Source organism: Amycolatopsis sp. NPDC088138, from assembly GCF_044741685.1.
Taxonomy (GTDB): Bacteria; Actinomycetota; Actinomycetes; order Mycobacteriales; family Pseudonocardiaceae; genus Amycolatopsis.
In genome coordinates this window covers 52,030-78,124 of record NZ_JBIUTB010000011.1, presented here as the reverse complement: position 1 = coordinate 78,124, position 26,095 = coordinate 52,030, and the positions used below count along the sequence as shown (strand labels likewise).

Sequence of the window (26,095 nt, the reverse complement as noted above, 5' to 3'; positions counted from 1 at the left end):
CCGGGTCACACGGCCCGGGGCCGAGCCTGCTTCCACCCGCGGCCGGCGCCGCCCGCCGAAGGGACTTACGGGCAAACTTTTGCTGCCTCTCGTCATCACCCGATGGTGTGGTGTTAACTGTCGAGACTGACAGAGAGCGTTTCCCCGACCTCGGCTGCGACGGCACAGAGCAGTACCGGTTCGCCCGCCCCGCCCCGGAAAGGCCGTCTTCGATGCGAGTGTCCGCACCCCTGTCGTCCGGTCAGCAGCGCCTGTGGACCGTCTCCCAGCTGGACGGGGCCGGCCCGGCCTACAACGAGACCATGGCTTTTGTCCTGAATGGGCCGCTCGACCGCGAAGCACTGCAACGGGCCTTCAACACCCTCGCCGACCGCCACGAAGCCCTGCGTACGCGGATCGTCGTCGAAGACGGCAGGCCGGTACAAGTCGTCGAACCCGCCGGTCACGGGTTTCCCTGCGCTGTCACCGATGTCACCGGGCGGCCGGACGAAGCGGCCGAGCTGCGGCGCACCGACCCGTTCGAGCCGTTCGACCTGACGCGGGCCCCGCTGGCCCGGGCCCGGCTGCTCGTCGGCGGTGACGAGCAGCACACCCTGCTGATCACCGTCCACCACGTCGTCTTCGACGGCTGGTCCCGCACCCTGCTGCTGCGCGAACTGGGCATCCTCTACTCCGCTCATTTGAGCGGAGAACCGGTTTCCCTGCCGGAGACGCGGCCCTACCGCGAGCACGCTCAGGCGCAGCAGAACTGGCTGACCGGGCCCGGCCCGGCACCGCACGAGGCGTACTGGCAGGACCGGCTCGACGGCGTGCCGCCGGTGCTCGAGCTGCCCGCCGACCGGCCGCGCCCCGCCCGGCAGGACTACGGCGGCGCGCGGGTGCCCGTCTCCCTCTCCCCGGAGCTCACGACCCGGCTGAAGGCGGTGGCCCGGGAGCACGGCGCCACGCTGTACTCGACCATCCTGACCTGCTGGTTCATCATGCTTTCGCGGCTTTCCGCGCAGAGTGACATCGTTGTCGGCGTGCCGACCGCCAACCGCGGCGGCGGGGGCGAGTACCCCGAGACGATCGGCTTCTTCGTCAACACGCTCGCCGTGCGCGCCGAGCTGGGCGGCTCCCCCACCGGCGGCGCCCTGCTCAAGCAGGTCCGCGCGGCCCTGCGGGGCGCGATCGACCACGTCGGGCTGCCGTTCGAACGGGTCGTCGATCTGGTCAACCCGCCGCGCAGCCCGGCGCACACCCCGCTGTTCCAGACGATGTTCGCCTGGGTGCCGACCCTGCACGACGTGCTGGAGCTGCCGGGGGTGGCCGTCGAGTCCCTCGAGGTCGAGCACGCCCCCGCGAAGTTCGACCTCGCGCTCGGCCTCGCCGAGGAGAACGGCTACGTGGCCGGCCACCTCGACTACGCGAGTGCCCTGTTCGACCAGGCCACCGCCGAGCGGTACGCGCGGTACCTCGTCCGGCTGCTCGACCAGCTCGCCGCCCACCCCGAAGCCGACATCACGAGCTACGAGCTGCTGGACGACGCCGAGCGCGACGAAATCCTCACCACCTGGAGCACCGGTCCGCGCCGCACCCGGCGTCCCGGCGGGCTGATCGACCGGTTCACCGGCCACGCCGACACCACCCCGGACGCCCCGGCGCTCGTCTGCGACGACCGGACCCTCACCTACGGCGAGCTGGACCGCCGCGCCACGAAGCTGGCGAACGCGCTGCGCCGGCGCCGGGCCGGGCCGGGCGAGGTCGTGGCCATCCGCGGCAGGCGGTCGGCGGAGCTGGTGGTCGCGGTGCTGGGCGTGCTGAAGACCGGGGCCGCCTACCTCCCGCTCGACCCGGCGCAGCCGGCGGCCCGGCAGGCCGCGATGGTCGAGGACGCGCGCCCGGTGCTGGTCCTGGACGACGACGTCACGGCCCTCGAAGCCGAAGGCGACGAGACCCGGAGACCGGTCGCGACCGATCCCGGCGAGACGGCCTACGTCATCTACACGTCGGGGTCGACCGGACGTCCAAAAGGCGTCGCCGTGACCCACCACAGCGTCCTCGCCCTGTTCGACCACTGGCTCGACCGCTTCGGCGCCACACCCGGCGAGGCGACGTCGGCCTGGTCGAGCATCGGCTTCGACGCGTCGGTGCACGAACTCCTGCTCCCCCTGACGACCGGCGCGGTGCTGCACGTCGTGCCCGAGGACGTCCGGGCCGACCCCGCGGCGCTGATGGCGTGGTTACGGGAACACCGCGTGGTTCAAGCGTTCCTGCCGCCCGCCTACGTCCGGTGGATCGACGAAGACCCCGGCCGGGTGGCCGGGCTCGCGCTGCGGCAGGTCCTCACCGGCGTCGAGCCGCTGACCGACGCCGCGCTCGCCCGGTTCGAAGCGGCCCTGCCCGGCCTGCGGATCTGCTTCGGTTACGGACCGACCGAAGCCACGCTCTACGCCACCGCGCACTTCGACCCGCAACCCCTGAATCGCCCGGCACCGATCGGGCGGCCGCTGCCCGGGTCGCGGCTGTACCTGCTGGACGAGCGGCTGCGCCCGGTGCCGCCGGGCGTCGCGGGCGAGGTCTTCCTGGCCGGCGACTGCCTGGCCCGCGGCTACCTGCACCGGCCGGGGCTGACCGCCGAGCGGTTCGTGCCGGACCCGTTCGTCCCGGGCGAGCGCATGTACCGCACCGGCGACCTGGCCCGCTGGCTCGCCGGCGGCGAAGCCGAGTACGCCGGCCGCCGCGACGACCAGATCAAGCTGCGCGGGTTCCGCATCGAGCCCGGCGAGGTCACGGCCGCGCTGCTGGCCGTCCCCGGGGTCACCGAAGCCGCCGTGCTGGTCGACCGCGAAGGTGAGCCGCGGCTCGTCGCCGGCATCGCGGGCGGCGGCGGCCGGACCCCGCACGAGTGGCGGGCCGCACTGGCCGACCGGCTGCCGGACTACATGATCCCGTCCGTGTTCGCCGAGTTCGACCGGCTGCCGCTGAGCCGCAGCGGCAAGCTCGACCGCGACGCCGTCCTGGCGCACGCCCGGGCGAGCGCACCCGCCGCGGTCAACACCACCACCCCGCGCGACCGCGTCGAGCTCGCGCTGCTCCGGATCTGGCGGACCCTGTTGCTGCACCCCGCGATCGGCATCTCGGACGACTTCTTCGACGTCGGCGGCACGTCGATCTCGGCGATCAAGCTCGCCCACGCGATCGGGGCCGAGTTCGGCACCGAGCCGTCGATCCGCGACGTCATCCTGCACCCGACCGTCGAGGCGCAGGCCGCGCTGCTGCGCGCGGGCAGCCCGCCGGAGGGCGGCAGCCTGATCGAGTTCCGCCGCGGTACCGGTGACGCCCGCGTGGTCTGCGTGCACCCGGCCGGCGGGACGGCGTTCTGCTACCTGCCGCTCAGCGCCGCGCTGCCCGAGGACGCCGGGGTGCTCGGGATCCAGTCCCCCGGGCTGAACCCCGGCGAGGAGCCGCTGCCGAGCGTAGAGGCGATGGCCGAGGAGTACCTGCGGCTCGTCGGCCCGCGGCCCGGTGAGACTCTGGTCCTTTGTGGACTCTCTTATGGCGGCCTGGTCGCCTACGAGATGGGACGGCGGCTGGCCGGGCACCACCCGCGTGTCAGCGTCGTCCTGCTCGACACCACCGCCACCGACGACCCGGCCGAGAAGGCGGCGATCGGACCGGTCCCGGCGGCCGAGTTCCGCGAGAAGCTGGTGCGGTTCAACGGGATGTACCCGGGCATCGAGGACGCGCAGATCGAGCGCTACCACCGCACGTACAACCACAACCGGCTGACCGCGCGCGAGCACGACCCCGGCGGGTCCGCGGCGCGGGTGGTATTCGTCCAGGCCGTCGGTGAGGACACGATCCCGGGCACGGCCGAGTTCTGGCGCCGTCGCGTCCGCGGTGAGTTCGAGGTCGTCCCGGCCGCGTGCGGGCACTGGGACATGCTCGAAAGCGACGCGCTGCCGCTGGTCGCCAAGGTCATCTCGGCCGAGCTGGCGGCCCGATGACCTCGCTCGCCCGCCGCGTCCACGACCGGGCGCTGCGGCACCCCGACGCGGTCGCCGTGTCCGACGGCGACCGCCGGCTCACCTACGCCGAGCTGAACGCGGGCGCCGCCGCCGTCGCGGAATCCCTGTCCCGCAAGGGAGTCGGGCCCGGTGACGCGGTCGCCGTCGGCTTGCCGCGCTCGCCGGAGCTGGTGCAGGTCATGCTGGGGGTGCTGCGCCTGGGCGGCCAGGTCGTGCCGCTCGACCGCCAGAGCCCGCCCGCGCGCCGCGACGTCATCCTCGCCGACGCGGGCGCGGCCGCCGTCGTCCACGACGGGCTCCCGGGCCTGCCGCCGCTGACGCCCGCCGATCTCCTGGCGCTCACCGTCGAGGCCGGTGAGCCCGCCGAACCCGCGCCGGCGTCGTTCCTCTTTTACACCTCCGGCACGACCGGGCGCCCCAAGGGCGTCGAGGTGCGCGACGCGGGTGTCCTGCGGCTCGCCGAACCCGGCTGGCTCGACCGCGGCACGCGGTTCGCGTGCCTGGCCAACCCCGCGTTCGACGCGATCAGCTTCGAGGTGTGGGTGCCGCTGCTGACCGGCGGCACGTGCGTCGTCCTCGGCGACGACACCGTCCGGGACCCGCGGGCGTTCGCCGACGCCCTGGTCCGGGAGCGCGTCGACACGATGTTCGTGACCGCGACGCTGTTCAACGCGGTCGCCGAGACCGTGCCGGACAGCTTCTCGACCGTGCGCCGGGTCGTCATCGGCGGCGAGCAGCTCAACGCCCCGCTGATCCGCCGCTGGTACCGGGCCAACCCGGACGCGCCGACCCGGCTGCAGAACGGCTACGGCCCGACCGAAACGACGACGTTCGCGCTCAGCTACGCCATCCCGCGCGGCTTCGACGGCGACGTCGTGCCGATCGGCCGTCCGCTGCCCGGCACCGGCGTGGTCGCGGTGACCGCGGACGAGCGCGTGGCCGCCGAAGGAGAGCTGGCGGAGCTGTACGTCTCGGGGGCCGGGGTGGCGCTCGGCTACCGCGGCCTGCCCGTGGAGACCGGGCAGCGGTTCGTCCGGCTGCCGTGGCTCGACGACGGCCGCGCCCGGTTCTACCGCACCGGCGACCTGGTCCGCGTGCTGCCGGGCGGGCGCTTCGCCTACGCCGGGCGGACCGACCGGCAGGTGAAGGTCCGCGGCTACCGGATCGAGCCCGGCGAGCTGGAGCAGCGGCTGCTCGCGCACCCCGGGATCCGGCAGGCCCACGTGGCCGTGCGCCGCGCGGCCACGGCCGAGCTGCTCGCGTTCGTCGTGGCCGCCGAGCTGACCTTCGACGCCTTCGATGCTCATTTGAGCGCAACCGTGCCGGCCTACATGCGGCCGCACCACGTCTTCCGCGTCGGCGAACTGCCCCGCAACGCGAACGGGAAGGTCGACGAAACCGCGCTGCTGGCGGGTGGCTTCCCGCCGTGGCGGCCGGAGGCCGGCGGCGAGGCGACGGCTTGGGAACAGGACGTCCTGGACGTCGTGTCGGACGTCCTCGGCGTCCCGGAGCTCCACCCGGGCGACACGTGGCTGCGCTCCGGTGGCGACTCGCTCAAGGCGCTGCGCCTGCGGTTCGCCCTCCGCGAGCGCTGGGGCGCGGACCTGGCGCCTTCGGTGGTGCAGCGCGGCACCTTCGCCGATCTCGCGGCCGCCGTCGCCGGTGCGGGGCGCGCGGACTACCCGGATCCGGGTGCTCCGGCCGCGGCGACGGCCGCACCGGCCACCAGCGAGCAGCAGCGGCTTTGGCTGCTGCAGCAACGGAATCCCGCGTCCACGGCCTACCACGTCCCGCTCGCGTTCCGGATCACCGGCGAACCCGACGTCGACGCGTTGCGCCGGGACGTGCGCAGCCTCGTCGAGCGGCATCCGGCGCTGCGCACCGGGTTCGAGGCGACCGCCGACGGCCTGCGGCAGGTGGTGAAGGCGCCGTACGACCCGTGGACCGAGCCGGGCGACGACTTCTTCACCGCGCCCTTCGACCTCGCGTCGGGCGCGCTCATGCGCGCGGCCTGGCGGCCGGACGGCACGTTTTTGCTGTGCCTGCACCACATCGCGGTCGACGGCTGGTCGCTGAACATCCTGTTCCGCGAGCTGTCCGGGGCCACGCCGCGGCCGGACGCGCACACGCCGTTGGACTTCGCCGCGTGGCAGTCCCGGTGGTTCGCCTCCCCCGGCTACCGCGACCGGCTGACCGACCGGTCCGACGACGCCGAGCCGCTCGCGGGTGCGTCCCTGACCGGGCGGCTGCGGACCACCACGATCGGCCGCGAGCGCGTGGACGAGTGGGCCGGCGAACTGGGCCTGACCCGCTTCCAGCTTCTGCTCGGCGTGTTCGCCTGGAGCCTGTACGCGGTGACCGGACGGACCCGGCCCCGGATCGCCGCACCGGTGGCGAACCGGCCGGTGCGGGCGTTCGAGGACGGTGTCGGCATGTTCGCCAACACCGTGCGGCTGCCGCTTTCGGTGGACCCGGACGAGGAACTGGACGCCCAGCTGCGCCGGCTCGGCGAGGTGTCGGGCGCGGCCCTGGACGACCAGGACGTCGCGTTCGCCGACCTCGACCCCGGGTACGCGGCCTTCGACTACCTGTTCGTCCTGGAGAACACCGACTTCGGCGCGCTCACGCTGCCCGGCTGCCAGGTCAGTCCACAGTGGATCGAGGCGGCCGAGGCGAAGTGCGCGCTCACGCTGTCGGTCGTCGAACGGCCCGACGGCTTCGACTGCCTCTGGGAATACGGCGAAGGCCACTTCACCGAAGCCGAGGCGGCGGCCCTCGGCGACGTCTTCGACCGCGCTTTGACCGGCGCCGCACGGACTCCGGCAGAACTGGCCGAGCCGTACCGCCGCGACCACGGCCGCGGTGCCACCGCGGAGCTGACCTGGGAGACCGTGGCGGAAGGCTTCGCGCGTCAAGTCGCGCTGACGCCCGACACCCCGGCGTTGACCGGCGACACGACGCTGACCTACGCCGAGCTGGACGCCCACGCGGCCCGGCTCGCCACCACCCTGCCCGAAGACGCGACCGACATCGCACTGTACTTCGGGCCGTCCGCCGAGCACGTGGTCGCCCTCCTCGCGCTGGCCCGGCTGAACATCACCGCCGTGCCGCTGGATCCCGCGTACCCACCGGCGTTGCTGCGCGACATGATCGGCCAGGTCCGGCCGCGGTGCGTGCTGCTCGCGCCGGGGTCGGATTTCGAGACCGACGTCGAACGGCGGTTCGTCACTCTCACCGAAGGGCCGGTGCCGGACGTGCCGGCCCGGCACGCCGGACGGCCGCTCTACACGTTGTTCACCTCGGGCTCGACCGGCGCGCCCAAGGGCGTGCGCGTCCCGGACCGCACGCTGGCCAACCTGGTGCAGTGGCAGGACATGCCGCCGGCGACGACCCAGCAGTTCTCGATGCTGTCGTTCGACGTGTCGTTCCAGGAGATCTTCACGACGCTGTGCGGCGGCGGCCGGCTGCACCTGGTCCGGCCGGAGTGGCGCCGCGACGTCCCGGCGCTGCTGGAGCGGCTGGAAACCGCCGGGATCGAGCGCATCTTCCTGCCGTACGTGGCGTTGCAGCTGCTGGCCGAGCACGGGGTGCGGCTCGGGCGGTACCCGTCGCGGCTGCGGGACGTGGTCGCCGCCGGCGAGCAGCTGGTGTGCACGCCGGCGATCCGCCGCTGGTTCGCCGGGCTGCCCGGCGCGCGCCTGCACAACCACTACGGCCCGACCGAGACCCATGTCGTGAGCGCGCTGACCCTCGACGGCGATCCGGCGGCGTGGCCCGAGCGTCCGGCGATCGGCCGTCCGGTGGCGAACGCGGTGCTGCGGGTCGCCGACGCGTCGGGCGCGCCGCTGCCGCCGGGCCAGACCGGCGAGCTGCTCATCGGCGGTCTCGCGGCGAACCGGTGCTACCTCGGTGACGCGGCGGCGGCGAAGTTCGCCGAGCTGCCCGAGCTGCACTACCGCAGCGGCGACCTCGCGCACTTCGACCGCGCCGGGCTGCTGCACTTCGACGGCCGGGCCGACCGGCAGGTCAAGCTCAGCGGGTTCCGCCTGGAGCTGGGGCAGGTCGAAGCGGCGCTGCTGCGGCACCCCGACGTCGTCAACGCCGTGGTCGTGCCCGAGAACGACCGGCTGGCCGCGTTCCTGGAGTGCCGCCGGACCCCGACGGCGTCGGAGCTGACCGATCACCTGGTGCCGCTGCTTCCGCCGCACGCGCGGGTCGATCACTTCCGCGTCGTCACCGCCCTGCCGCGCACACCCAGCGGGAAGCTCGACCGGGACGCGGCTGCCCTGGTGCCGGGCACGGATCTCCAGCGGACGCCGTCGGCTCCGTCGAGCGAGCTGGCGACGCTGTTCGAGGAGGTGACCGGCTCGCCGATCGGCCCGGACGAGACGTTCTTCGCAGCGGGCGCGACCAGTCTCTCGCTGATGCGGTTCCACCTGCGCTGCGCCGAAGCCGGGTACCGGTTCACCGCGGCCGACCTCTTCGAGCACGTCACGCTCCGGGACCTGACGCGGCACCTCGAAAGCGGCCCGGCCCCCGCCCGGGCCGTGGACTCCGGTGGTGCCGACGAGCCCGTCGCCGTCGTCGGCATGGCGGTGCGGCTGCCGGGCGCACCGGACCTGGCGGCGTTCTGGGACCTGGTCGTCTCCGGCCGCCGGGGCATCGAGGAGTTCCCGGCCGCCGAGGGCATGGTGGGGGCGCGCAGCCTCCTCGACGGGCCGCTGGCGTTCGACCCGGAGCACTTCGGGATCAGCCACCGCGACGCGGCGCTGATGGACCCGCAGCAGCGGCAGCTGCTGATGGCGTGCGTCGAAGCCCTGGCCCACGCGGGAATCCCCGGCTCGGGCCGGATCGGGCTCATCGCCGGCTGCGGCGAGAACACCTACTTCCAGCAGATGCTGCGCGAGGCCGACCCGGCGGCGCTGCCGGACGGCTTCCAGCTCGCGCTGCACCACGAGAAGGACTTCCTGGCCACCAAGGTCGCCTACCACCTCGACCTGACCGGTCCCGCGCTGACGACGCAGACGGCGTGCTCGAGCTCGCTGGTCGCCGTCCACCAGGCCGCCGCGATGCTCCGCGGCGGTGAGGCGGACGTGATGCTGGCGGGCGGGGTGCTCGTCGACGTCACGCTGGCCGAGGGCTACCGGTACCGGCCGCAGCACATCTTCTCGGCGGACGGGCACTGCCGCCCGTTCAGCGACGACGCCGGCGGCACGGTGGGCGCGAGCGGCGTCGGCGTGGTGGTGCTGAAGCGGCTGTCGGCCGCCCGCCGCGACGGCGACACGGTGTATTCGGTGATCACCGGCTCGGCTCTGACCAACGACGGCGCGGTGAAGCAGGGTTACAGCGCACCGTCCCCGGCCGGACAGCGGGAGGCGATCCGGGCCGCGCTGCGCCGAGCCGGGCGCACGGGCGCCGACGTCGGTTACGTGGAGACGCACGGAACGGGAACGCGTCTCGGCGACCCGATCGAGGTGGCGGCCCTGCGCGAGGCGATGCCCGACTCGGCGGGCTGCGCGTTGTCGTCGGTGAAGAGCCAGCTCGGCCACCTCGGCGCGGCGGCGGGCGTGGTGGGCCTGATCCGCGCGACCCTGGCGATCCACCACGGCGTGCTCCCGCCGACAGTCGACTTCCGCGCGCCCAACCCCGCGCTGGAGCTGGGGCCGTTCCGGGTGCCGACCCGGGCGGAGCCGTGGCCCGCGGGACCGCGGGTGGCCGGGGTGAGCAGCTTCGGCATCGGCGGGACGAACGCCCACGTGGTACTGGAGGCGATCCGCCCGGTGCCGGTCCCGCACCCGGAACCCGTGCGGTGCCTGGTGCTGTCGGCCCGCAGCGCCGCTGCTCTGCGGATCGAAGCGGCTCGGGTGGCGGATTACCTTTCGACGCACCCAGAGTCCTATGTGGACGTATTGCGGCACCTGCAGTCCGGTCGGCCCGCGGAACGCTGGCGCCTGGCTGGACCGTGCGAAACCGCCGCCGATGCCGTCGCGTGGCTGCGTACAGCCGAACCCCGGGAGGTGCCGAGCCCGTCACTTTCACGTGAAAGTGACGCCCGCTCCGCCACCGACCAGCCGCACTCCCGCGAAAGCGATGCGCCGCCCGAAACCCCTGCGCCACTTTCACGTGAAAGCGACGCCCGCTCCTCCGCCCACCGCGAAAACGACGCGCCGCCCGAAACCCTCGCGTCACGCGAAAGCGACACTCGACCCGCCACCGACCGGTCGCGCGCCCAGGAAAGTGGCGCACCGCCCCAAGCCCCCGCGTCACTTTCACGTGAAAGTGACGCCCGCGCCGCCGCCGAGTTGGCTGCGGCCTGGCTGGCCGGGGAACACCTCGGCTGGGGACACTCCGCCGCCCCAGCCCCGTGGGACTTTCCGCCGCCTGCCTTCTCGACCCGGGACTTCGACTTCCCGCGGCGGGCCCCGGTCACCCGGCGGCCCGAAAGCGCGTGGCTGCACCAGCCCACCTGGGTCCGCCTCCGCCGGACAGCACCCGCCACCCGAAGCGACCGGGTCCTCGTCATCTCCGGCGAAGGCCCGTTGACCGCGCCTGCCTTCGACGCCGCGTACCCCCGCGTCGTCCGGGTCCACGCCGCCGGGCATTTCGCCCGGCTCGGTCCCGACACCTTCGAAGCCGACCCCGCCGACTCCGCGTCGCTCCGCCAGATCCTCGATGCCTTGCCCGGCGCCGAAATCGACTGGCTCCACACCCTCCCGCTCGGCATCACCGGTCCCCTCGGCAAGACGTCCGTGGACCACGCGACCTGGGCCTGTCTCGACACCCCCGCCGCCCTCCTGCGCGCCGCTCACGACCGTCCAATCAGGACCTGGTGGATCTCCGCCGGCGCCACGCCCGCGAACGGTGCCGTCACGCGCCCCGAGGCCGGGCTGCTCGCCGGGGTGAGCGCCGTCGGCCCGCAGGAGAGCGGCATCCCGGGCCACTGGGTCGATCTCCCCACCGCGGACCTGGCCCCCCTCGCCGACCTCCTCACCGCGCCGACACCACCGGAGCGCGTCGCGCTGCGGGGCGGCTTCTGGTGGGCCCAGGACACCGCACCCGTCGACGCCGGCCCGGCTGCCCTGACCGACGGGACCCACCTCGTGCTCGGCGGGACCGGCGGGATCGGCACCGCCGTCGCCGAGGAGCTGCTGACCCGCACGGCCGGCCGCGTCATCCTGCTGGCCCGCGACCCCTACCTGCCCGAGGCCCTCAAGCCGTGGGCGGACCGCGTGGACCTGCTCGCCGCCGACGTCACCACCGTCACCGCCGACGAGATCGGCGCTCCGCTCGCCGGGATCGTGCACGCGGCCGGAAACCCCGGCGGTGGCCTCATCGCCACCCGCGGCGGGGGCACGCAGTCGGTCAAGCTCGCCGGTGCTCTGCTCACCGAACAGCTCGTCGAACGCGACCAGCCCGCCTACGTCGTCTACTGCTCGTCGCTGTCCGCCCAGTTCGGCGGCACCGGCCAGCTGGACTACGCCGCCGCCAACGGTTTCCTCGACGCGCTCGCCCACCGCGACGGCCCGACCGCCCGCCTCTCGATCGGCTGGGACGTCTGGCGCGACACCGGCATGGCCGTCACGGCCCTGGAAACCGACGCCCGCCACCAGGCCCACCTGGCGGTCGGCCTGAACGTCGAGGAAGGCCGCCGCACCTTCGCCCGCGCGCTGGGCTCGGGCCTGCCCCAGCTCCTCGTCGCGACGAGCGGCCTCGAGACCGCGCGCGCGTTCCACGAACGTGACGTCGCGGCGCCCGGCCCGAAACCGTCCGGCGACGCCGAGGCCGAGCTGACCGAGGAAGTGCGCGCCCTCCTGGGTGTCGCCGAGCTCGACCCGCACGTCCCGCTCTACGACCTGGGCGCCGACTCCCTGACCCTGCTGGACGTCGTCGACTCCGCGAAACGCCTCTTCGGCGTCGACCTCGACCTCGCCTGGCTCGGCCCGGAGGTGACGATGGCCGCGTTGCTGGCGAAGCTCACCGCGGCGGGCGACACGGACGAGGTGGTCGTGCAGGTCTGGCGGGAGGGGACGGGCCGTGAAGCCGTGTGCCTCGTGCACCCGGTCGGCGGGGACGTCCACGCGTACCGCCCGCTCGTCGAGGCCCTGGACCCCCGGCTCGGTGTCTGCGTGATCGCCGACCCGGCGCTCAGCCTGCCCGAACCGCCTGGGTGGTCCGTCGCGGACCGGGCGCACCGGTATCACCTTGCGCTGCAAGGCAAACTGCCCGGACGCACCTGGCAGCTGGCCGGGTGGTCGTTCGGCGCCTGGGTCGCGGCCGGCATGGCCGCCGAGGCCGAGACGGCCGGGCAGCCGGTGCGGGCGCTGCACCTCGTCGACCCGCCGCCGCCCGGTGCGAGCGCCGCGGACTACAGCGACACGGAGCTGGAAGCGGTGTTCGAACGCGAGCTGGGCGCCTCCGGGGGCACCGCGGGTGAGCACGCCCGGCGGCTGGCGAGCGCGTGCCGGGCCAACCTGCGCAGCATGACCGGTCACCGGCTGCCCCGGCTGAGCGCGACCCCCAGCCACGTCTGGCTCGCGGCCGAGCCCGAACCCGGCCTGCCGGTGGCCGACCGCGCCGGCTGGCGCGCCCTGCTGCCCGAGCCGAGCCGCTGGCACGCACTGCCCGCCACCCACTACGGCATCGTGCGCGCCCCGCACGTCACCGCGATCGCCGCGGCCATCGGACTGTGAGACCCACAGGGAGGAAAGGAAACCATGGAGCAGTACGAACTCGACGCGGTCAAGCGGATCACGACGCGGCCCGCGCGCGACTACCGGACGCTGGCGGTGCGGGGCCTGACCCCGGTCATCGGCGCCGAGGTCACCGGCCTCGACCTGACCCGGGAGCTGACTGAGGAGCAGCTCACCGAGCTGAAGACGGCGTTCCTGGACCACCACGTGCTGGTGTTCCGCGACCAGGACATCTCGGTGGCCGACCACAAGCGCCTCGCCGCGAGCTTCGGTGAGCTGCGCCCGGTGAACCCGCCGCCCGAGCACGGCGACCCGTACATCCTCGAGGTCGCGACCGCGCCGGAGTCGGCGAACGTGTTCGGCAACGGCTGGCACGCCGACGGCACCGCCGACGCCGAGCCGTCGCTGGGCTCGATGCTGCACATCACGCAGATGCCCGAGGTCGGCAGCGGCGGCGACACGCTCTTCGCGAACATGCACCTCGCCTACGACATGCTGTCGCCGAAGCTGAAGGAGCTGCTGGCCGGGCTCACCGCGATCCACGACGGCGCGCACGCCTTCCGCGGCCACAAGATCCCGGAGGGCTACGAGCCCCCGGCCAGCGAGCACCCCGTCGTCGTGCGGCACCCGGAGACCGACCAGCCGCTGCTGTACGTCAACCCGGCCTACACCGCGCGCATCCCGCAGCTGTCGGCCGACGAGAGCCAGGCCGTGCTCGACCTGCTGTTCTCGGTCGTGCCGAACCGGCCGATGCTGGCCTGCCGGGTCCGCTGGGAGCCGAACACGCTGGTGTTCTGGGACAACCGCTGCGTCCAGCACCACGCCGTCTACGACTACTACCCGCACATCCGCTTCGGTCACCGCGTCGCGATCAACGGCGGCCCGCTCAAAGGCTGACAGGAGTCTTATGTCGTCCGAACCCGTGGTGGACGTCCGCGATCCGGCCGTCCTCGACGACCCGATGCGCGGGTACGACCGCGTCCTCGCCGAGTCGCCGGTCTCCTGGGCCCGGCTGCCCGGCGGTACCGAGGGCTGGCTCGTCACCGGCAGCGCCGAGGTCCGCGCGGTCCTCTCCGATCCGGCCGTGCGCAACGATCCTGCCGGCCTGCCCGGCCAGGGCGCGCAGACCCAGGAGGAGACGTTCCTCGCGCTGGGCACGCCCCCGGAACACCTGCCGTACCTGCGGGCGAGCCTGCTGAGCCTCGACGGTGCCGAGCACACGAGACTGCGCCGCAGCATCAGCCACGCGTTCGGCGCGTCCCGCGTCGAAACGCTGCGGCCGCGGGTGCAGCGAATCGTCGACGACCTGCTGGACGGCCTCGGCTCCGGGACCGTGGACCTGCTCGAGGAGTACGCCTATCCCCTGGCCATGGCCGTCGTCTGCGAACTGGTCGGGGTGCCCGAGCGGGACTGGGTGGACTGGTACCGCTGGGGCAAGGTGCTGGTCGGCGGCGACCCGGCGGCGATCACCCCGACGCTGGGCGAGATGTTCGCCTACTGCCACGCCCTCGTCGACCAGCGCCGGGCCGAGCCGCGCGAGGACCTGCTCAGCGAGGTCGTCGCCCAGGACGATCTGAATGACGTCGACATCGTGGCGCTCGTGGTGTTCCTGGTGCTCGCCGGGCACGAAACCATGGCGCACATGCTGTCCAACGCGACGCTCGCGCTGATGCGCGACCCCGCCCAGCGGGAGCTGCTGCGCACCGAGCCCGGGTTGTGGCCGGCCGCGGTGCGCGAGCTGGTCCGCACCGACGGCCCGGTGCAGCTGGCTCGGCTGCGTTACGCCGCGACCGACCTCGAGGTGGGCGGCGTGCGGATCAAGGCGGGTGACGCGGTGCAGGCGGTGCTGGGCGCCGCCAACCGCGACCCGGCCCAGTTCGGCTGCCCGCACCACGCCGACGTGCGACGGCAGGCCGAGCACGGCGGCCGCGAAGGCAGCGTCGGATTCGGCTGGGGACCGCACTTCTGCCTCGGCGTCGCGCTGGCGAAGGTCGAGGCCGAAGTCGCGCTGCGGAGCCTGTTCGACCGGTTCCCCGCGGTGCACCCGGCGGGCGAGCCGGAGTGGGTGCCGTTGCCCCGCGCCCGCCACCGGGTCGCCCTGGAGGTGCGGCTGCGGTGAGCGCACCCACTCCCGACGTTTCGATCATCCTGCCCTGCGCCGGGCTCGCGACCCGCTTCGGAGCGCCGTACGCGAAGGAACTGCACTGCCTGGCTCCCGGGGTCACGATCCTCGACCGCAGCCTGGAGACCGTCGTCGAGCTCGCGAAGAGCGGGCTCACCGTGCGCGTGGTCGTCGTGTTCGGGACGCACAAGCTGGACACGGTGAAGTACCTGGCGCGCTACGCCGGCACCTTCCAGCTGGTGTTCGTCTACCAGGACGACGAGGCCGAACCGGGACTCGACGGGGCGATCCGGTGCGCCCTGCCGCTGACGCACGGGCCGGTGGCCCTCGTCCTGCCGGACATCGTCGTCAGCAGCGTGGGCAGCCTGCGTGACGCCCTGCGGCAGACGGACGCGGCGGGCTGGAGCGTGGTGGCCGCGGAAGAGCGGGATCCCGCCGTGCTGCGGCAGATGGGCGCGCTCACCGTGGCCGGGCGCGACGGCGGCGTGGTCGTCGAGGCCGCCGCGGAGAAGCCGGCCGACCCCGCGGGGTTCAACGCGCTCTGGGGCATCGTGGCGGTCGCCGAGGCACAGGCCCACCGGTTGCCGGAGGTGGCGAGACGGGACGCGGACAGCCCGCTGGCCGGTGCGCGCGCCCTCATGGTCGAGCGGATCGTCAACTACAACACCACCGAAGGATGAGCGTGCTCGACGACGTGATGACGGCGCTCGGCACCGTCCTGCCCCGGCTGGCCGCGGTCACCGGCACCCCCGGGGTCGCCGTCGCGGTGGCGACGAGCGACGAGCTGCGGACGGCCTCGACCGGGTTCGCGGACCTGGCCGCCGGGGTGCCGATGACCGCCGGGACCGTCGCGCCGGCGGGCTCGCTGACCAAACCTGTCACCGGGCTGGCCTTCATGCAGCTGGCCGAGGCGGGCGCGATCGGCTTGAACACGCCGGTCGACGAGGTGCTGCCCGCAGGACTGCGCGGACCCGGCGCGGAACCCGTCACCACCGCCATGCTGGCCGCCCACCAGGGCGGCTACTACAGCGACATCGTCACCGCCATCGCGCCCACGGCGCCGGCCGAGCCGATCCTCGAGCACGTCCGGCGCCGGCACGGGATCGGCCGCGCCGTCGAGTACGGCGGGGTGCTACCGCTGGTGACGCCGCCCGGGTCCTATTCGTACTCGAGCTTCGGTGTCGGGGTGCTGGGCGGGGTGGTCGAGCACCTGACCGGCGAGCCGTACGGCGCCCGCGTCCACCGGGACGTGTTCGCCCCGGCCGGGATGGCGGACACGAGCATCGACGACGGGACGCGAAATCCGTGGACGCCGGACCGGAACACCGCCGCGACCGGGTACATGGCGTTCGGCGACTGGTGCCTGCCGAGCCCGCCCCTGCGGACCTCGGCCTACCCGGGAGTCGGGATGTACACCAGCGCCGCAAACTTCGCGCGGCTGCTGCAATCCCTGCTGCGCACCGCCCGCGGCGACCGCGGTCTGATCGGTCCGGACTCGCTCGCGGCCATGGTGACCCCGCGCGCGGAGCGCCCGAGCCCGCACGGCGTCCGCTCCTTTTCCGGCCTGACCCTGGAGCTCGCCGACCCGGACCTGGGCGACGACTGGTGGTGGGGGCACACCGCGGCGTTCCCGTGGGGGTTCTGGTGGGAGGCGCGGGTCTGGCCGCACCGCGACCTGGCCGCGGTCGCGGTGGGCAACCGGTGGGACATGGCCCGCTTCCACAACCCCGCCACCCGCAGCGCTCCGGGCCTGGCCGTGGAGTGGGCCGGCCGCTGGGCGCGCTCCGGCGCCCCGGCGAAGCTCCCGGACATGGACGGGCGGCCCCGGTGGACCGGGCCCCGGCCCACCCCGGAAAGCTCGCACTGGATGGGAGTTCTGGTCGGTGAGCGCACCCACGGCCTGCTCGGCGTGCCCGATCCGCTGCCGGTCGCGGAGCTGACCGGCGGCGCACGCTCCCTCGGCGACGGTGACGCGAACGGCTGGGACCCGGACGCGTTCGGGCGCGGGGTGGAGCAGGCGCGCGCGGTGGCGCCGGATCCGGACGCGCTCGGGGTGCTGGGCCGGGAGCTCGGCCCGGCCGCGGCGCTCTGGATGCTGGAGTGCGGGGCCTCGAGCGCGGACGTCACGATGCCGGTCGGCTTCTACGCCCGCGCACCACGGTGAGGGAAGGAACGCGCATGCGGGTGCTGCTCTCGACCTACGGGACGCGGGGCGACGTCGACCCCCTGGTGGCCCTCGCGATCCAGCTCCGAGCGCTCGGCGCCGAAGTGCGGATGTGCACCCCGCCGGACGACGAGTTCACGGAACGGCTGGCCGGCCTCGGAATCGACTCGGTGCCGGTCGGGCCGCCGATCCGGACGCTGATGCGCGGCACCCCGCCGTCGCCGGCGGAGCTGTCCCGGTACCGCACCGAACTGGTCGACACGCAGTTCGACGTCCTCCCGTCGGCGGCCGACGGGTGCGACGCGCTGGTGGTGGCCGGTTTGGCGCAGGTCGCCGCGCGATCGGTGGCCGAGGCCGTGGGCATCTCCTACGTGTACGTGACGTATTCGGCGGTGAACCTGCCGTCGCCGCACCACGCGCCACCCCCGCGGCCGGGCTGGCCGGAGCCGGCGGACGCCGACAACAAGACCCGCTGGGACCGCGACGCCCGCCGGGTGGACGAGCAGTTCCGTGCGCCGCTCAACGGCCACCGCGCCGCGCTCGGCCTGCCGCCAGTGGCCGGCGTGCGCGACCACGTCTACTCGGACCGGCCGTGGCTCGCGGCGGACCCGGTCCTGGGCCCCTGGCCGGACAGCCACGATCTGGAGGTGGTCCAGACCGGCGCGTGGACCACAGTGGACGAACGTCCGCTGCCGGCCGATCTGGTGGCGTTCCTCGCCGCGGGCCCGCCGCCGGTCTACGTCGGCTTCGGCAGCATCAGCCCGGCACCCGACATCGCCCGCTGGGCCGTGGAAGTCAGCCGCGCCCGGGGGTACCGCGTCCTGGTCTCCCGCGGCTGGGCGGACCTGGACCTGATCGACGGCCAGGACGACTGCTTCGCCATCGGCGACGTCAACCACCAGCGCCTGTTCCGCGAACTGGCCGCGGTGATCCACCACGGCGGTGCGGGCACCACGCAAACCGCGGCCCGGGCGGGCGTCCCGCAGGTGGTGGTCCCGATCCGCCTGGCGGACAACCCGTACTGGGCCGGCCAGGTGGCGGCCCGGCAGGTCGGCGCGGCCCTCGACGGCCCGACGGCGACCATCGAGTCGCTGACCGCCGCGTTCGAGACGGCGCTGGCCCCCGGAACCCGGGAACGGGCGAAGGCGCTGGGAGCCGAGATCCGCACCGACGGCGCGACGGTGGCCGCTCGCCTGCTGCTGGACAGGCTCGGCTGAGCAAGGCCGGAAGCGCCCCGTCCGAGGTCCGATCAGCTCACTGCGTAGGTGACTGGACGACCAGGAGCGGGCAGGTGGCGTGGTGGATCAGCGCCTGGCTCGTCGACCCCGTCAGCATGCCGGAGAAGCCACCGAGACCACGGCTCCCGACCACCAGCAACCGGGCGTCGGCGGAGTGGTCGAGCAGGCAGCGCACCGGGTGGTCCCGCGCCACGACGCGCCGCACCGCCACGTCCGGGTACTTCTCCTGCCAGCCGGCGAGCCGTTCCGCCATGAGCTCACTTTCGTTCGCTTCCAGGGCATCGAAGTCGTCGAGCAGCTGCTGGCCGAGCGTGTGCGCGGTGCCCGTGGACACCGACAGCCAGCTGTGCACGGCGACCAGGTCCGCGCCCCGCGACGATGCCTCGTCGAAGGCCACCGCGATCGCGGGCTCGTTCGCCGGGGAACCGTCCAAACCGAGCACCACCGGACCGTTCTCACGGCCACCACCACGGACCACCACGATCGGGCACCGGCCGCGGGCGACCATCGCCACCACCGTGGAGCCGGTCAGCATGCCGCTGAACCCGCCCAGTCCCCGGGAGCCGAGCGCGACCAGGCGAGCATCCGCCGAGGCCTCGAGCAGCTCGGTCACCGGGCCGCCCGTCACCAGGTCGGCGTGGATCTCCAAACCGGGATGGGCCGACCGAACAGCGGCCTCGGCGTCGGCCAGCAACCGACGGCCCTGCGTTTCCAGTACCTCGGTGAATCCGTCCGGTGGCCGGACGCCGGCGCCGTAGGACAGCGCGGGCACCGGCACGGCGTGCACGATCCGCACCGGCAGATGCCGGCGCGCGGCCTCGTCGCCCGCCCAGCGCGCGGCTTGCAGCGCCGACGCCGATCCGTCGACACCGACGAGGATCTGCTGCCTGGTTGTGTTGTCGGCCATGAGAGGACTCCTCGGTTGTCGCGAACCTGCGGACCTCGAGCCTGTTCCTCCGGGAAAGCTCGGCACCAGAGGATTCGATCGCGTATCCCGGTGACTTTCTTCCCTGCGCGGGACCGCTCGGACCGTGCACCAAAGTCACCGCGATCCGGGGATTTCGGCACCATCACCCGCCCGTACGGCGGCCCATGCTCGGTGCACAACCGAAAAGGAGCCCCACGATGTCCATCCAGGACCGCGGCCCGTCCCTGACCACCCCCTTCATCCCCAGCCAGCCGGAAACACGGACGGCCGAACGGCCTCAGCCCGGCTCCACCGCTCGTGGCTCGGCCTTGGCCGTCCTGCGCATCGTGATGGGCCTGACGTTCCTCTGGGCCTTCCTCGACAAGGTGTTCGGGCTGGGTTACGCCACGAGCTCGGCGCAGGCCTGGATCAGCGGCGGCTCGCCGACCAAGGGATTCCTCGGCCACGTCCAGGTCGGGCCGATGCAGTCGCTGCTGCGCGGCTGGGCCGGGGCCGGCTGGGCCGACTGGCTGTTCATGCTGGCCCTGCTCGGCCTCGGCGTCGCCCTCCTGCTCGGCGTGGCCCTGCGCCCGGCCGCGGTCGCGGGCACCGTCCTGCTCGCCCTCATGTGGATCGCCGAATGGCCGCTCGCCCAGTCCACTTCAGCCGGTACGGCGACGTCGTCGACCAACCCGCTGATCGACTACCACCTCGTGTACCTCGTCGTGCTCGTCGTGCTGGCCGCCTTCGCCGCGGGTGACACCTGGGGCCTCGGCCGCCGCTGGGCGAAGCTCGACCTCGTCCGCCGCACCCCTTGGCTCCGCTGAGCCCCACCGCTCCATCCACAACGGACACCGGTGTGCCGGCGGGCCCCATGGCCGGCACACCGTCACCACAGCAGGAGGAAGACCATGCGCACCAGCACGACAGTAGGCCGGATCATGACCCGCGAAGTGATCACCGCGACGCCGGCGACACCGTTCAAGGACCTGATCGGCATGATCGTCACCAACGGCGTCAGCGCGGTCCCGGTCACCACCCCGGAGGGTGCGCTGCTCGGCGTCGTGACCGAAGCGGACCTGCTGTGCCGGCAGGCGCACCAGGACGACCAGCTCGGCGCGGGCTGCCCGCACTTCGCCGGCCACCTGACGCGGGAGGACTGGCGCAAGGCGGCCGCGCAGACCGCGGCCACGCTGATGACCGCGGCGCCGCCGACCACCACACCGGGTGCCACCCTGCCGGAGGTCGCGCGCATGCTCACGACAAGCGGCGTCCGCCGGCTGTTCGTGCTCGACGGCGAGCAGCTGGTGGGCGTCGTCGCGCGGCGGGACCTCCTGCGCACTTTCCTGCGCACGGACGAAGACCTGCGCAGCGACGTCGACCGCACCGTGTTCGACGACGCCTTGCACGCCGACAAGAACGCCGTGCTCGCGAGCGTCGAGCGCGGCGTGGTCCTGCTGACCGGCCGGCTCGAGTACGAAGCCGACGTGGCCACCGCGGAACGGCTGGTCCTCGCCGTACCCGGCGTCGTGGGGGTCAAGAACCGGATGGACTTCGTCTGGCAGGGCCAGGGCCCGCAGCCCGTCGGCTGACCGCCCGATCGTGGCGGACGTTCCGCACGTGCAGGGCGACGGCCAGGACGAGCAACGGCACGTGGATCGACGGCAGGTTCCGGGCGAACCACCGCGGCAGGAAGAGGTCGGTGACCGAGCCGTGCTCGGCACCGAACGACTCGGCGACCTCGGTCAGCGGACAGCGGAACCCGTTCGCCGCGAAGACGAGGCACTCGACGGCGACCACGCCACCGGCGAGCGCGGCTCGCCGGTCCGATCGCTTCGCCAGCCCCGAATACAGGACGTACGAGAAGCAGGACTCGATGGCGAACCAGGCCGCCGTGTGCACGAGCCGGATCACCACGAGCACTCCGGGGTGCCGGCCCCGCCGGGGTTCACCGGTCATCGACGTCCTTTACCCGACGGGATTCCCGCGGCCCGTTCCGCGGTGCTGAAGTAGCCGGCCCGGCGGCGCAGCGGACGTCGCGGGCTCGCGGGCCGTGGCGCGGTGGTCGTCGTGCGCACCACCCGGTAGAAGATGCGCTTGCCCACCTCGATCAGGACCAGGTACCCCAGCACCATCCCGGCCAGCGCGGCGAAGAACCCGCCCGGCAACGGCGAAAACCCCAGCGCGGCCGCGAGCGGCGTCGCGGGCAGCAGGGCGCCGACGGTGACGACACCGAGCGCGCCCAGGGTCAGCGGCAGGCTGGGATGACTGCGGAAGAACGGGATCCGCCGGGTGCGGATCGCGAAGATCACCAGCGTCTGGGTGGCCAGCGACTCGACGAACCAGCCCGAGCGGAACTGGCCGGGGCCCGAGTGGAACACCCACAGCATGACGCCGAACGTGACGAAGTCGAACACGGAGCTCAGCGGGCCGAAGAAGACCATGAACCGGCGGATGAACCCGATGTCCCAATGCGACGGCCGGCGGAGCTGCTCCTCGTCGACCGTGTCAGTGGGGATGGCGAGCTGGCTGGTGTCGTAGAGCAGGTTGTTGAGCAGGATCTGCGACGGCAGCATCGGCAGGAACGTCAGGAACAGGGACGCGCCCGCGGCGGAGAACATGTTGCCGAAGTTGCTGGAGGTGCCCATCAGCACGTACTTGATGGTGTTGGCGAAGATCCGCCGCCCTTCGGTGACGCCGTCGGCCAGCACGTCGAGGTCCTTCTCCAGCAGGATCACGTCGGCGGCGTCCTTGGCGACGTCGGTGGCCGAGTCGACCGAGATGCCGACGTCGGCCGCGTGCAGGGCGAGCGCGTCGTTGACGCCGTCGCCGAGGAACGCCACTCCCCCGCCGCTTTGCCGCTGGACGCGCACGATGCGCGCCTTGTGCTCCGGGCTCACCCGGGCGAACACCGTGGTGCGGGTGATCGCGTCGGCGAGCCGGTCGTCGTCGAGGCCGTCGAGGTCCGCACCGGTCAGCGCGGCGCCGTCACCGAGGCCGAGGTCGTGGCAGACCTTGGTGGCGACCGCGGGGTTGTCGCCGGTGACGACCTTGACCGCGATGCCGAGATCACCCAGCCGCCGCAGGGCCCGCGCGGCGTCCTGCTTGGGCGGGTCGAGAAACACCAGGAACCCCAGCAGCGTCAGGCCTTGTTCGTCCGCCGGGGTCGGCGGCTGCCCGCCGGGGAACGGCCGCGACGCCACCGCGACGACCCGGTTGCCCGCGGCGAACTCGGCGTCCAGGGCCAGGCGCGCTTCGGGCGGGACGCCGGTGCAGCGGTCCAGCACGGTCTCCGGGGCGCCCTTGGTGACCAGGACGGTGTGGCCCGCCGGGTCGCGCACGGCCACGGAGATCATCCGCCGCTCGTGGTCGAAGGGCAGCACCCCCAGCGTGGTGTGACCGGCCAGTGCGGCTCGTTGCGCCGCCGAGCCCGGCGACGCCCACAGGGCCTGGTCCAGTGGGTTTCCGCCGACGGCGGCGGTGTTTTCGGTGCAGAGCAGGCCCCAGCGCAGGACTTCGCCGGGATCGCCGCCGGCCGCGGGGACGGCCCGCATGTAGTCGATGCGGCCGAGGGTGAGGGTGCCGGTCTTGTCGGTGAACAGCACGTCGACGTTGCCGAGGTCCTCGATGCAGACCAGCCGTTTGACGAGCACCTTGCGGCGGCTCATCCGGCGCGACCCGGCGGCGAGGCTGGTGGACACGACGGCCGGCAGCAGCTGCGGGGTGATGCCGACCGCGATGGCGAGGGAGAACAGCAGCGCGTCGAGGATCGGCTTGTGCAGCACCACGTTGACCACGAAGATCGACGTCGTCAGCGCGCCGGCGACGTACACCAGCAGCATCGAGAACTTCCGCAGCCCGACCTGGAACTCCGTGTCGAGCTGGTGGGTGCTCAGCCCGGCGGCGATCGCGCCGAAGCCGGTGCGCGCGCCGGTCGACACCACGACGCCGGTGGCGCTGCCGGCGTGCACGACGGTGCCCATCAGCGCGCACCCGGACAGTTCGGCCAGCGCGGTGCCGCCGGCGACGGGCGCGGTGTCCTTCTCCAGCGGCAGGGACTCCCCGGTGAGCACCGACTCGTCGCACTCCAGGCCGGTGACCGACACCAGCCGCAGATCGGCCGGCACGACGTCACCGAGCTTCAGCTCGACGACGTCACCGGGTACCAGCGCGGTGACGTCGACCCGGCCGGGCCGCCCGCCGCGGAGCACGACGGTCTCGTGCCGGATCTGCGCGTGCAGGGCTTCCGCGGCCTTCTCCGCGCGGTACTCGTTGACGAACCCCAGCCCGACCGAGACCGCGACGATCACCCCGATGATCACCGCGTCACTGCGTTCGCCGACGAAGTAGGACGCGACGGCGGCGACCATCAGCAGCACCAGCAGGGGTGAGCGCAGCTGGTGCCACAGCACCGGGACCAGCCGCGCCCGGTGCGACGACACGGCGTTCGGCCCGTACCGCGCCGACCGCTCGGCGACGTCGCCGGCGCTCAGGCCGTCGAGCGTGCCGCCGAGTGCGTCCAGGACCGCTTCGACCGGCAGGGCCGCGGCGTGGCCGACGTCCAGGTCGGCGACGGCGGGTCGCGCGGGCGACGGGGTGGTGCGGGTGGCCATGGGTGCCTCGGCGTTCGCGAAGGAGGATCCGGATCGGCGAGCCGTTGTGGCGCACCGGGAAGGGGCAGGCGGCGCCGGGGTCCGAGGCACGGAGGAAGGGTCACCCTCCAGGACGTGCTGCACACTCCCGGTGCGAACGGACGCTCAGCCGGCCGGCACGTCCGGCCGGACGCGGTGGGTCAGCACGTCGGCGACCGCACGGCGGGCCGTCAGCCGGGTCGGGTAGCCGTAACCGATGCGCAGCAGCGTGTGCGGCTGACCCAGCCCGGTGAAGAGCCGGTCCAGCGCGTCCCGGGTCCACGGCGTCTCGAACGGCTGCGACAGGAACGACGCCGCGAGGCCCTCGGCCGTCGCGGTGAGCAGCACCCGCTGCATCGCCATGCCCGCGCGGACCTCCGCGTGCGCCCCGCGATCCCGGGTGAGCACCACGGCGAGGAGCGGCTGCTGCTCGTACTCGCGGGCCGGCAGGGCCGCGTTTTCGTGCGAGGCGCGCAACGTGACCACGCCGTGGTGGTCCGGGGGCGGGCCGTCCGCCGTCCTCGGCACCCCGTCGGGGCTCCCCGGCGGGCGGTGGGTCCAGAAGGCCGTCTCCGTCCGGAAGGCCAGGTCGTCTTCCTGCAGCGACTCGGCTTGCCGGACCAGCGACGCCACCGGCGAGTACCGGCCCGACGCGTCGAGGTACTCGACCTGGCCACCCTCCGCCAGAGCCGCGGACTTCACCGCGGTACGCACTCCTGGCGGCACTTCCTTGTCCAGGAACGGACGCCGGTTGGTGTGCCGCCGGAAGACGGCTTCGGCGAGGCGTCGCTCGGCCTGGACGGCCTTCCGGTTGCCGTCGAGGCGGAGCACCGCCACCAGGTCCGGCTCGGCCGGGTCGGGCAGCGTCCGCACCACCACCGCGAGGTCATTCGCCCGCAGGCTGATGAAGAGGTTGAACGCGGCCGCACCGCAGGCGAGCCGGGCTTCGCGCCGGTGCGGGTCGGCGACGGGCAGGACACGCTCCCGGTCCAGCCAGACCTCGATCACGTCCCCTTCCACGACGAACCGCCACGGCTGAGTGTTGTGCGGGGACGGCGCGCGCACGGCCGCGGCGAAGGCCTGGTCGAACACGGTCGGAACTGGTCGGCTCATCGGTGGCTCCGGGCTCGGGGGTGACGATCCCCTTCAGCATCACCGGGTCGCCGGGGCCGGGACGACGGTCGCGTGTCACGAGCCGAGGTGACCAAAGGCCCCACGGTCCCGATGACGCGGCGCGCCGGGCCCGGCGTTCACTCGAAGAACGGCTCGTCGAGGGGCATCCTCGGCGAGGGAGCCACGGGGACCTCGGCACAGCCGAAACGGAAGATCGCCTGCGGCACCCCCGGCAGGACCAGCTCCGACACCAGCCGGGCGCGGAACCCGGTCAGGTGCAGGGGCTGGGTGATCACCGACCCGGCGAGGGCCTTCGCCGTCGCGGTCAGCCAGACGCGCTGCAGGGCCATCCCGGCGGCCAGCTGTTCGGCCCTGGTGTCGCCGTCGGTGCAGACGACCAGGAGGTTCTCCGCGGCCAGCCGCCCGGCGAGCACGTCGTCGCCGGGCACCGGGGTGTCGGCGGGCACCAGCCCGGCGACCGGCGGGGCTTCTGGGCTCAGCGTGTCCTCGGGGACGCCGTCCCCGGTCGCCGGCGGGCCCGTGACGTGGGCGATCCACTTCGCGAGCTCACGCTGGTAACCGCGGTCCTCGCGCAGCACCCGGGTGGCGAACCCCAGCAGCTGGGCGAACCGGTCCAGGTGCGCGGGCACCACCAGGTGCACGCCGGTCGCCTCCCCGGCCGCGACCAGCGCCGCGTGGACGGCCGCCGGCACCCGGCCGTGGTCGAACTCGTGCCGGTGGCTGCGGCGGCGGCCGATGGCCTCGTACAGGTCGAAGTCCCGCGCCGAGGCCGCCCGCGGACGACCGATGGTCGCCGTGGCCACGGCGTCTTCGCCGTCCCGGAACGCGACGTGGCAGTCGCGCCCGAGCACGCGCACCGCGAGTTCGAGGTTGGTGAGCGCGGCACCACAGGACATCATCCGGTCCCGGCCGAACGGGTCCTGCCGCCGCGGCACCACGCTGCGCCGCTCCAGCAGATCGACCTCGGTACCGCGGACGAGCAGCTGCCACGGCCGGCTGTTGTGCACCGAGGGCGCACGGCCCACCGCGCGGGCGAGCGTGCCGATCTGCTCGGAGGTCAAGGCTGCCGGTCCTGCAGTGGTCATCGCGATCTCCCGTGCGCGGGGTCGGGCGCCCCGCCCGACCATCGTGGGCCCTCGCCGGGTGCCGGCGACGGAGGACAAAGTCCCCGGCTGCAGCGGAATTCGGCCTCTACCGGG

At 73.6% G+C, this 26,095-nt stretch carries 14 protein-coding genes; 9 read left to right on the top strand and 5 right to left on the bottom strand.

Features of this window, described 5'->3' with window-relative positions:
* Positions 1-212: 212 nt before the first annotated feature.
* Genes ACIOD2_RS47915 through ACIOD2_RS47885 form a run of 7 tightly spaced genes read left to right on the top strand, consistent with a single transcriptional unit; the run spans position 213 to position 18,203 of the window.
* A complete protein-coding gene (locus tag ACIOD2_RS47915) occupies positions 213-3,989 on the top strand; it encodes an amino acid adenylation domain-containing protein (protein ID WP_400552569.1) in 3,777 nt (1,258 codons plus the stop codon).
* Positions 3,986-12,700: an amino acid adenylation domain-containing protein gene (locus ACIOD2_RS47910; protein ID WP_400552568.1), complete on the top strand. Its 8,715-nt coding sequence runs from the start codon at positions 3,986-3,988 to the stop codon at positions 12,698-12,700. The genes ACIOD2_RS47915 and ACIOD2_RS47910 overlap by 4 nt, the downstream gene beginning before the upstream one ends.
* A gap of 24 nt (positions 12,701-12,724) precedes the next feature.
* On the top strand, positions 12,725-13,597 hold the full coding sequence (locus tag ACIOD2_RS47905) for a TauD/TfdA dioxygenase family protein (protein WP_400552566.1): 873 nt from the start codon (positions 12,725-12,727) through the stop codon (positions 13,595-13,597).
* 10 nt (positions 13,598-13,607) lie between these two features.
* Positions 13,608-14,819, top strand: a complete 1,212-nt coding sequence (locus ACIOD2_RS47900; RefSeq protein WP_400552564.1) for a cytochrome P450 — start codon at positions 13,608-13,610, stop codon at positions 14,817-14,819.
* Positions 14,816-15,502 (top strand): hypothetical protein, encoded by a 687-nt coding sequence (locus ACIOD2_RS47895; RefSeq protein WP_400552562.1) that lies wholly within the window; start codon positions 14,816-14,818, stop codon positions 15,500-15,502. Before ACIOD2_RS47900 ends, ACIOD2_RS47895 begins: the two co-directional genes overlap by 4 nt.
* Complete coding sequence (locus ACIOD2_RS47890) at positions 15,499-16,986, top strand: serine hydrolase domain-containing protein (protein WP_400552560.1); 1,488 nt, start codon at positions 15,499-15,501, stop codon at positions 16,984-16,986. Before ACIOD2_RS47895 ends, ACIOD2_RS47890 begins: the two co-directional genes overlap by 4 nt.
* Positions 16,987-17,000: 14 nt before the next feature.
* Entirely contained in the window at positions 17,001-18,203 is a 1,203-nt protein-coding gene (locus ACIOD2_RS47885) for a glycosyltransferase (protein ID WP_400552558.1), read from the top strand.
* Between the two features lie 37 nt (positions 18,204-18,240).
* Here the strand turns inward: ACIOD2_RS47885 and ACIOD2_RS47880 are convergent, their stop codons facing one another.
* Entirely contained in the window at positions 18,241-19,131 is an 891-nt protein-coding gene (locus ACIOD2_RS47880) for a universal stress protein (protein WP_400552557.1), read from the bottom strand.
* Positions 19,132-19,349: 218 nt separating this feature from the next.
* On the opposite strand from ACIOD2_RS47880, the gene ACIOD2_RS47875 reads away from it, so the two are divergent.
* The gene (locus tag ACIOD2_RS47875) at positions 19,350-19,958 is read left to right on the top strand and encodes a DoxX family membrane protein (RefSeq protein WP_400552555.1); all 609 of its coding nucleotides are present in this window, start codon (positions 19,350-19,352) and stop codon (positions 19,956-19,958) included.
* Positions 19,959-20,042: 84 nt separating this feature from the next.
* The gene (locus ACIOD2_RS47870; protein WP_400552553.1) at positions 20,043-20,723 is read left to right on the top strand and encodes a CBS domain-containing protein; all 681 of its coding nucleotides are present in this window, start codon (positions 20,043-20,045) and stop codon (positions 20,721-20,723) included.
* Here ACIOD2_RS47870 and ACIOD2_RS47865 read toward each other — a convergent pair.
* The 4 genes from ACIOD2_RS47865 to ACIOD2_RS47850 all read right to left on the bottom strand — a co-directional run bounded on the left by ACIOD2_RS47865 (position 20,668) and on the right by ACIOD2_RS47850 (position 25,981).
* On the bottom strand, positions 20,668-21,090 hold the full coding sequence (locus tag ACIOD2_RS47865; RefSeq protein ID WP_400552552.1) for a hypothetical protein: 423 nt from the start codon (positions 21,088-21,090) through the stop codon (positions 20,668-20,670). The two genes, ACIOD2_RS47870 and ACIOD2_RS47865, sit on opposite strands and share 56 nt — an antisense overlap.
* Entirely contained in the window at positions 21,087-23,744 is a 2,658-nt protein-coding gene (gene mgtA / locus ACIOD2_RS47860) for a magnesium-translocating P-type ATPase (protein ID WP_400552550.1), read from the bottom strand. Before mgtA ends, ACIOD2_RS47865 begins: the two co-directional genes overlap by 4 nt.
* A gap of 144 nt (positions 23,745-23,888) precedes the next feature.
* On the bottom strand, positions 23,889-24,875 hold the full coding sequence (locus tag ACIOD2_RS47855; RefSeq protein ID WP_400552549.1) for an Acg family FMN-binding oxidoreductase: 987 nt from the start codon (positions 24,873-24,875) through the stop codon (positions 23,889-23,891).
* A gap of 137 nt (positions 24,876-25,012) precedes the next feature.
* Positions 25,013-25,981: an Acg family FMN-binding oxidoreductase gene (locus ACIOD2_RS47850; protein ID WP_400552547.1), complete on the bottom strand. Its 969-nt coding sequence runs from the start codon at positions 25,979-25,981 to the stop codon at positions 25,013-25,015.
* Between the last annotated feature and the right edge of the window lie 114 nt (positions 25,982-26,095).

Coding starts and splice junctions, on each gene's coding strand:
- ACIOD2_RS47915 (WP_400552569.1), top strand. CDS start 213: ATGCGAGTGTCCGCACCCCTGTCGTCCGGTCAGCAGCGCCTGTGGACC.
- ACIOD2_RS47875 (WP_400552555.1), top strand. CDS start 19,350: ATGTCCATCCAGGACCGCGGCCCGTCCCTGACCACCCCCTTCATCCCC.
- ACIOD2_RS47880 (WP_400552557.1), bottom strand. CDS start 19,131: ATGGCCGACAACACAACCAGGCAGCAGATCCTCGTCGGTGTCGACGGA.
- ACIOD2_RS47905 (WP_400552566.1), top strand. CDS start 12,725: ATGGAGCAGTACGAACTCGACGCGGTCAAGCGGATCACGACGCGGCCC.
- ACIOD2_RS47855 (WP_400552549.1), bottom strand. CDS start 24,875: ATGAGCCGACCAGTTCCGACCGTGTTCGACCAGGCCTTCGCCGCGGCC.
- mgtA (WP_400552550.1), bottom strand. CDS start 23,744: ATGGCCACCCGCACCACCCCGTCGCCCGCGCGACCCGCCGTCGCCGAC.
- ACIOD2_RS47890 (WP_400552560.1), top strand. CDS start 15,499: ATGAGCGTGCTCGACGACGTGATGACGGCGCTCGGCACCGTCCTGCCC.
- ACIOD2_RS47865 (WP_400552552.1), bottom strand. CDS start 21,090: ATGACCGGTGAACCCCGGCGGGGCCGGCACCCCGGAGTGCTCGTGGTG.
- ACIOD2_RS47910 (WP_400552568.1), top strand. CDS start 3,986: ATGACCTCGCTCGCCCGCCGCGTCCACGACCGGGCGCTGCGGCACCCC.
- ACIOD2_RS47850 (WP_400552547.1), bottom strand. CDS start 25,981: ATGACCACTGCAGGACCGGCAGCCTTGACCTCCGAGCAGATCGGCACG.
- ACIOD2_RS47900 (WP_400552564.1), top strand. CDS start 13,608: ATGTCGTCCGAACCCGTGGTGGACGTCCGCGATCCGGCCGTCCTCGAC.
- ACIOD2_RS47885 (WP_400552558.1), top strand. CDS start 17,001: ATGCGGGTGCTGCTCTCGACCTACGGGACGCGGGGCGACGTCGACCCC.
- ACIOD2_RS47870 (WP_400552553.1), top strand. CDS start 20,043: ATGCGCACCAGCACGACAGTAGGCCGGATCATGACCCGCGAAGTGATC.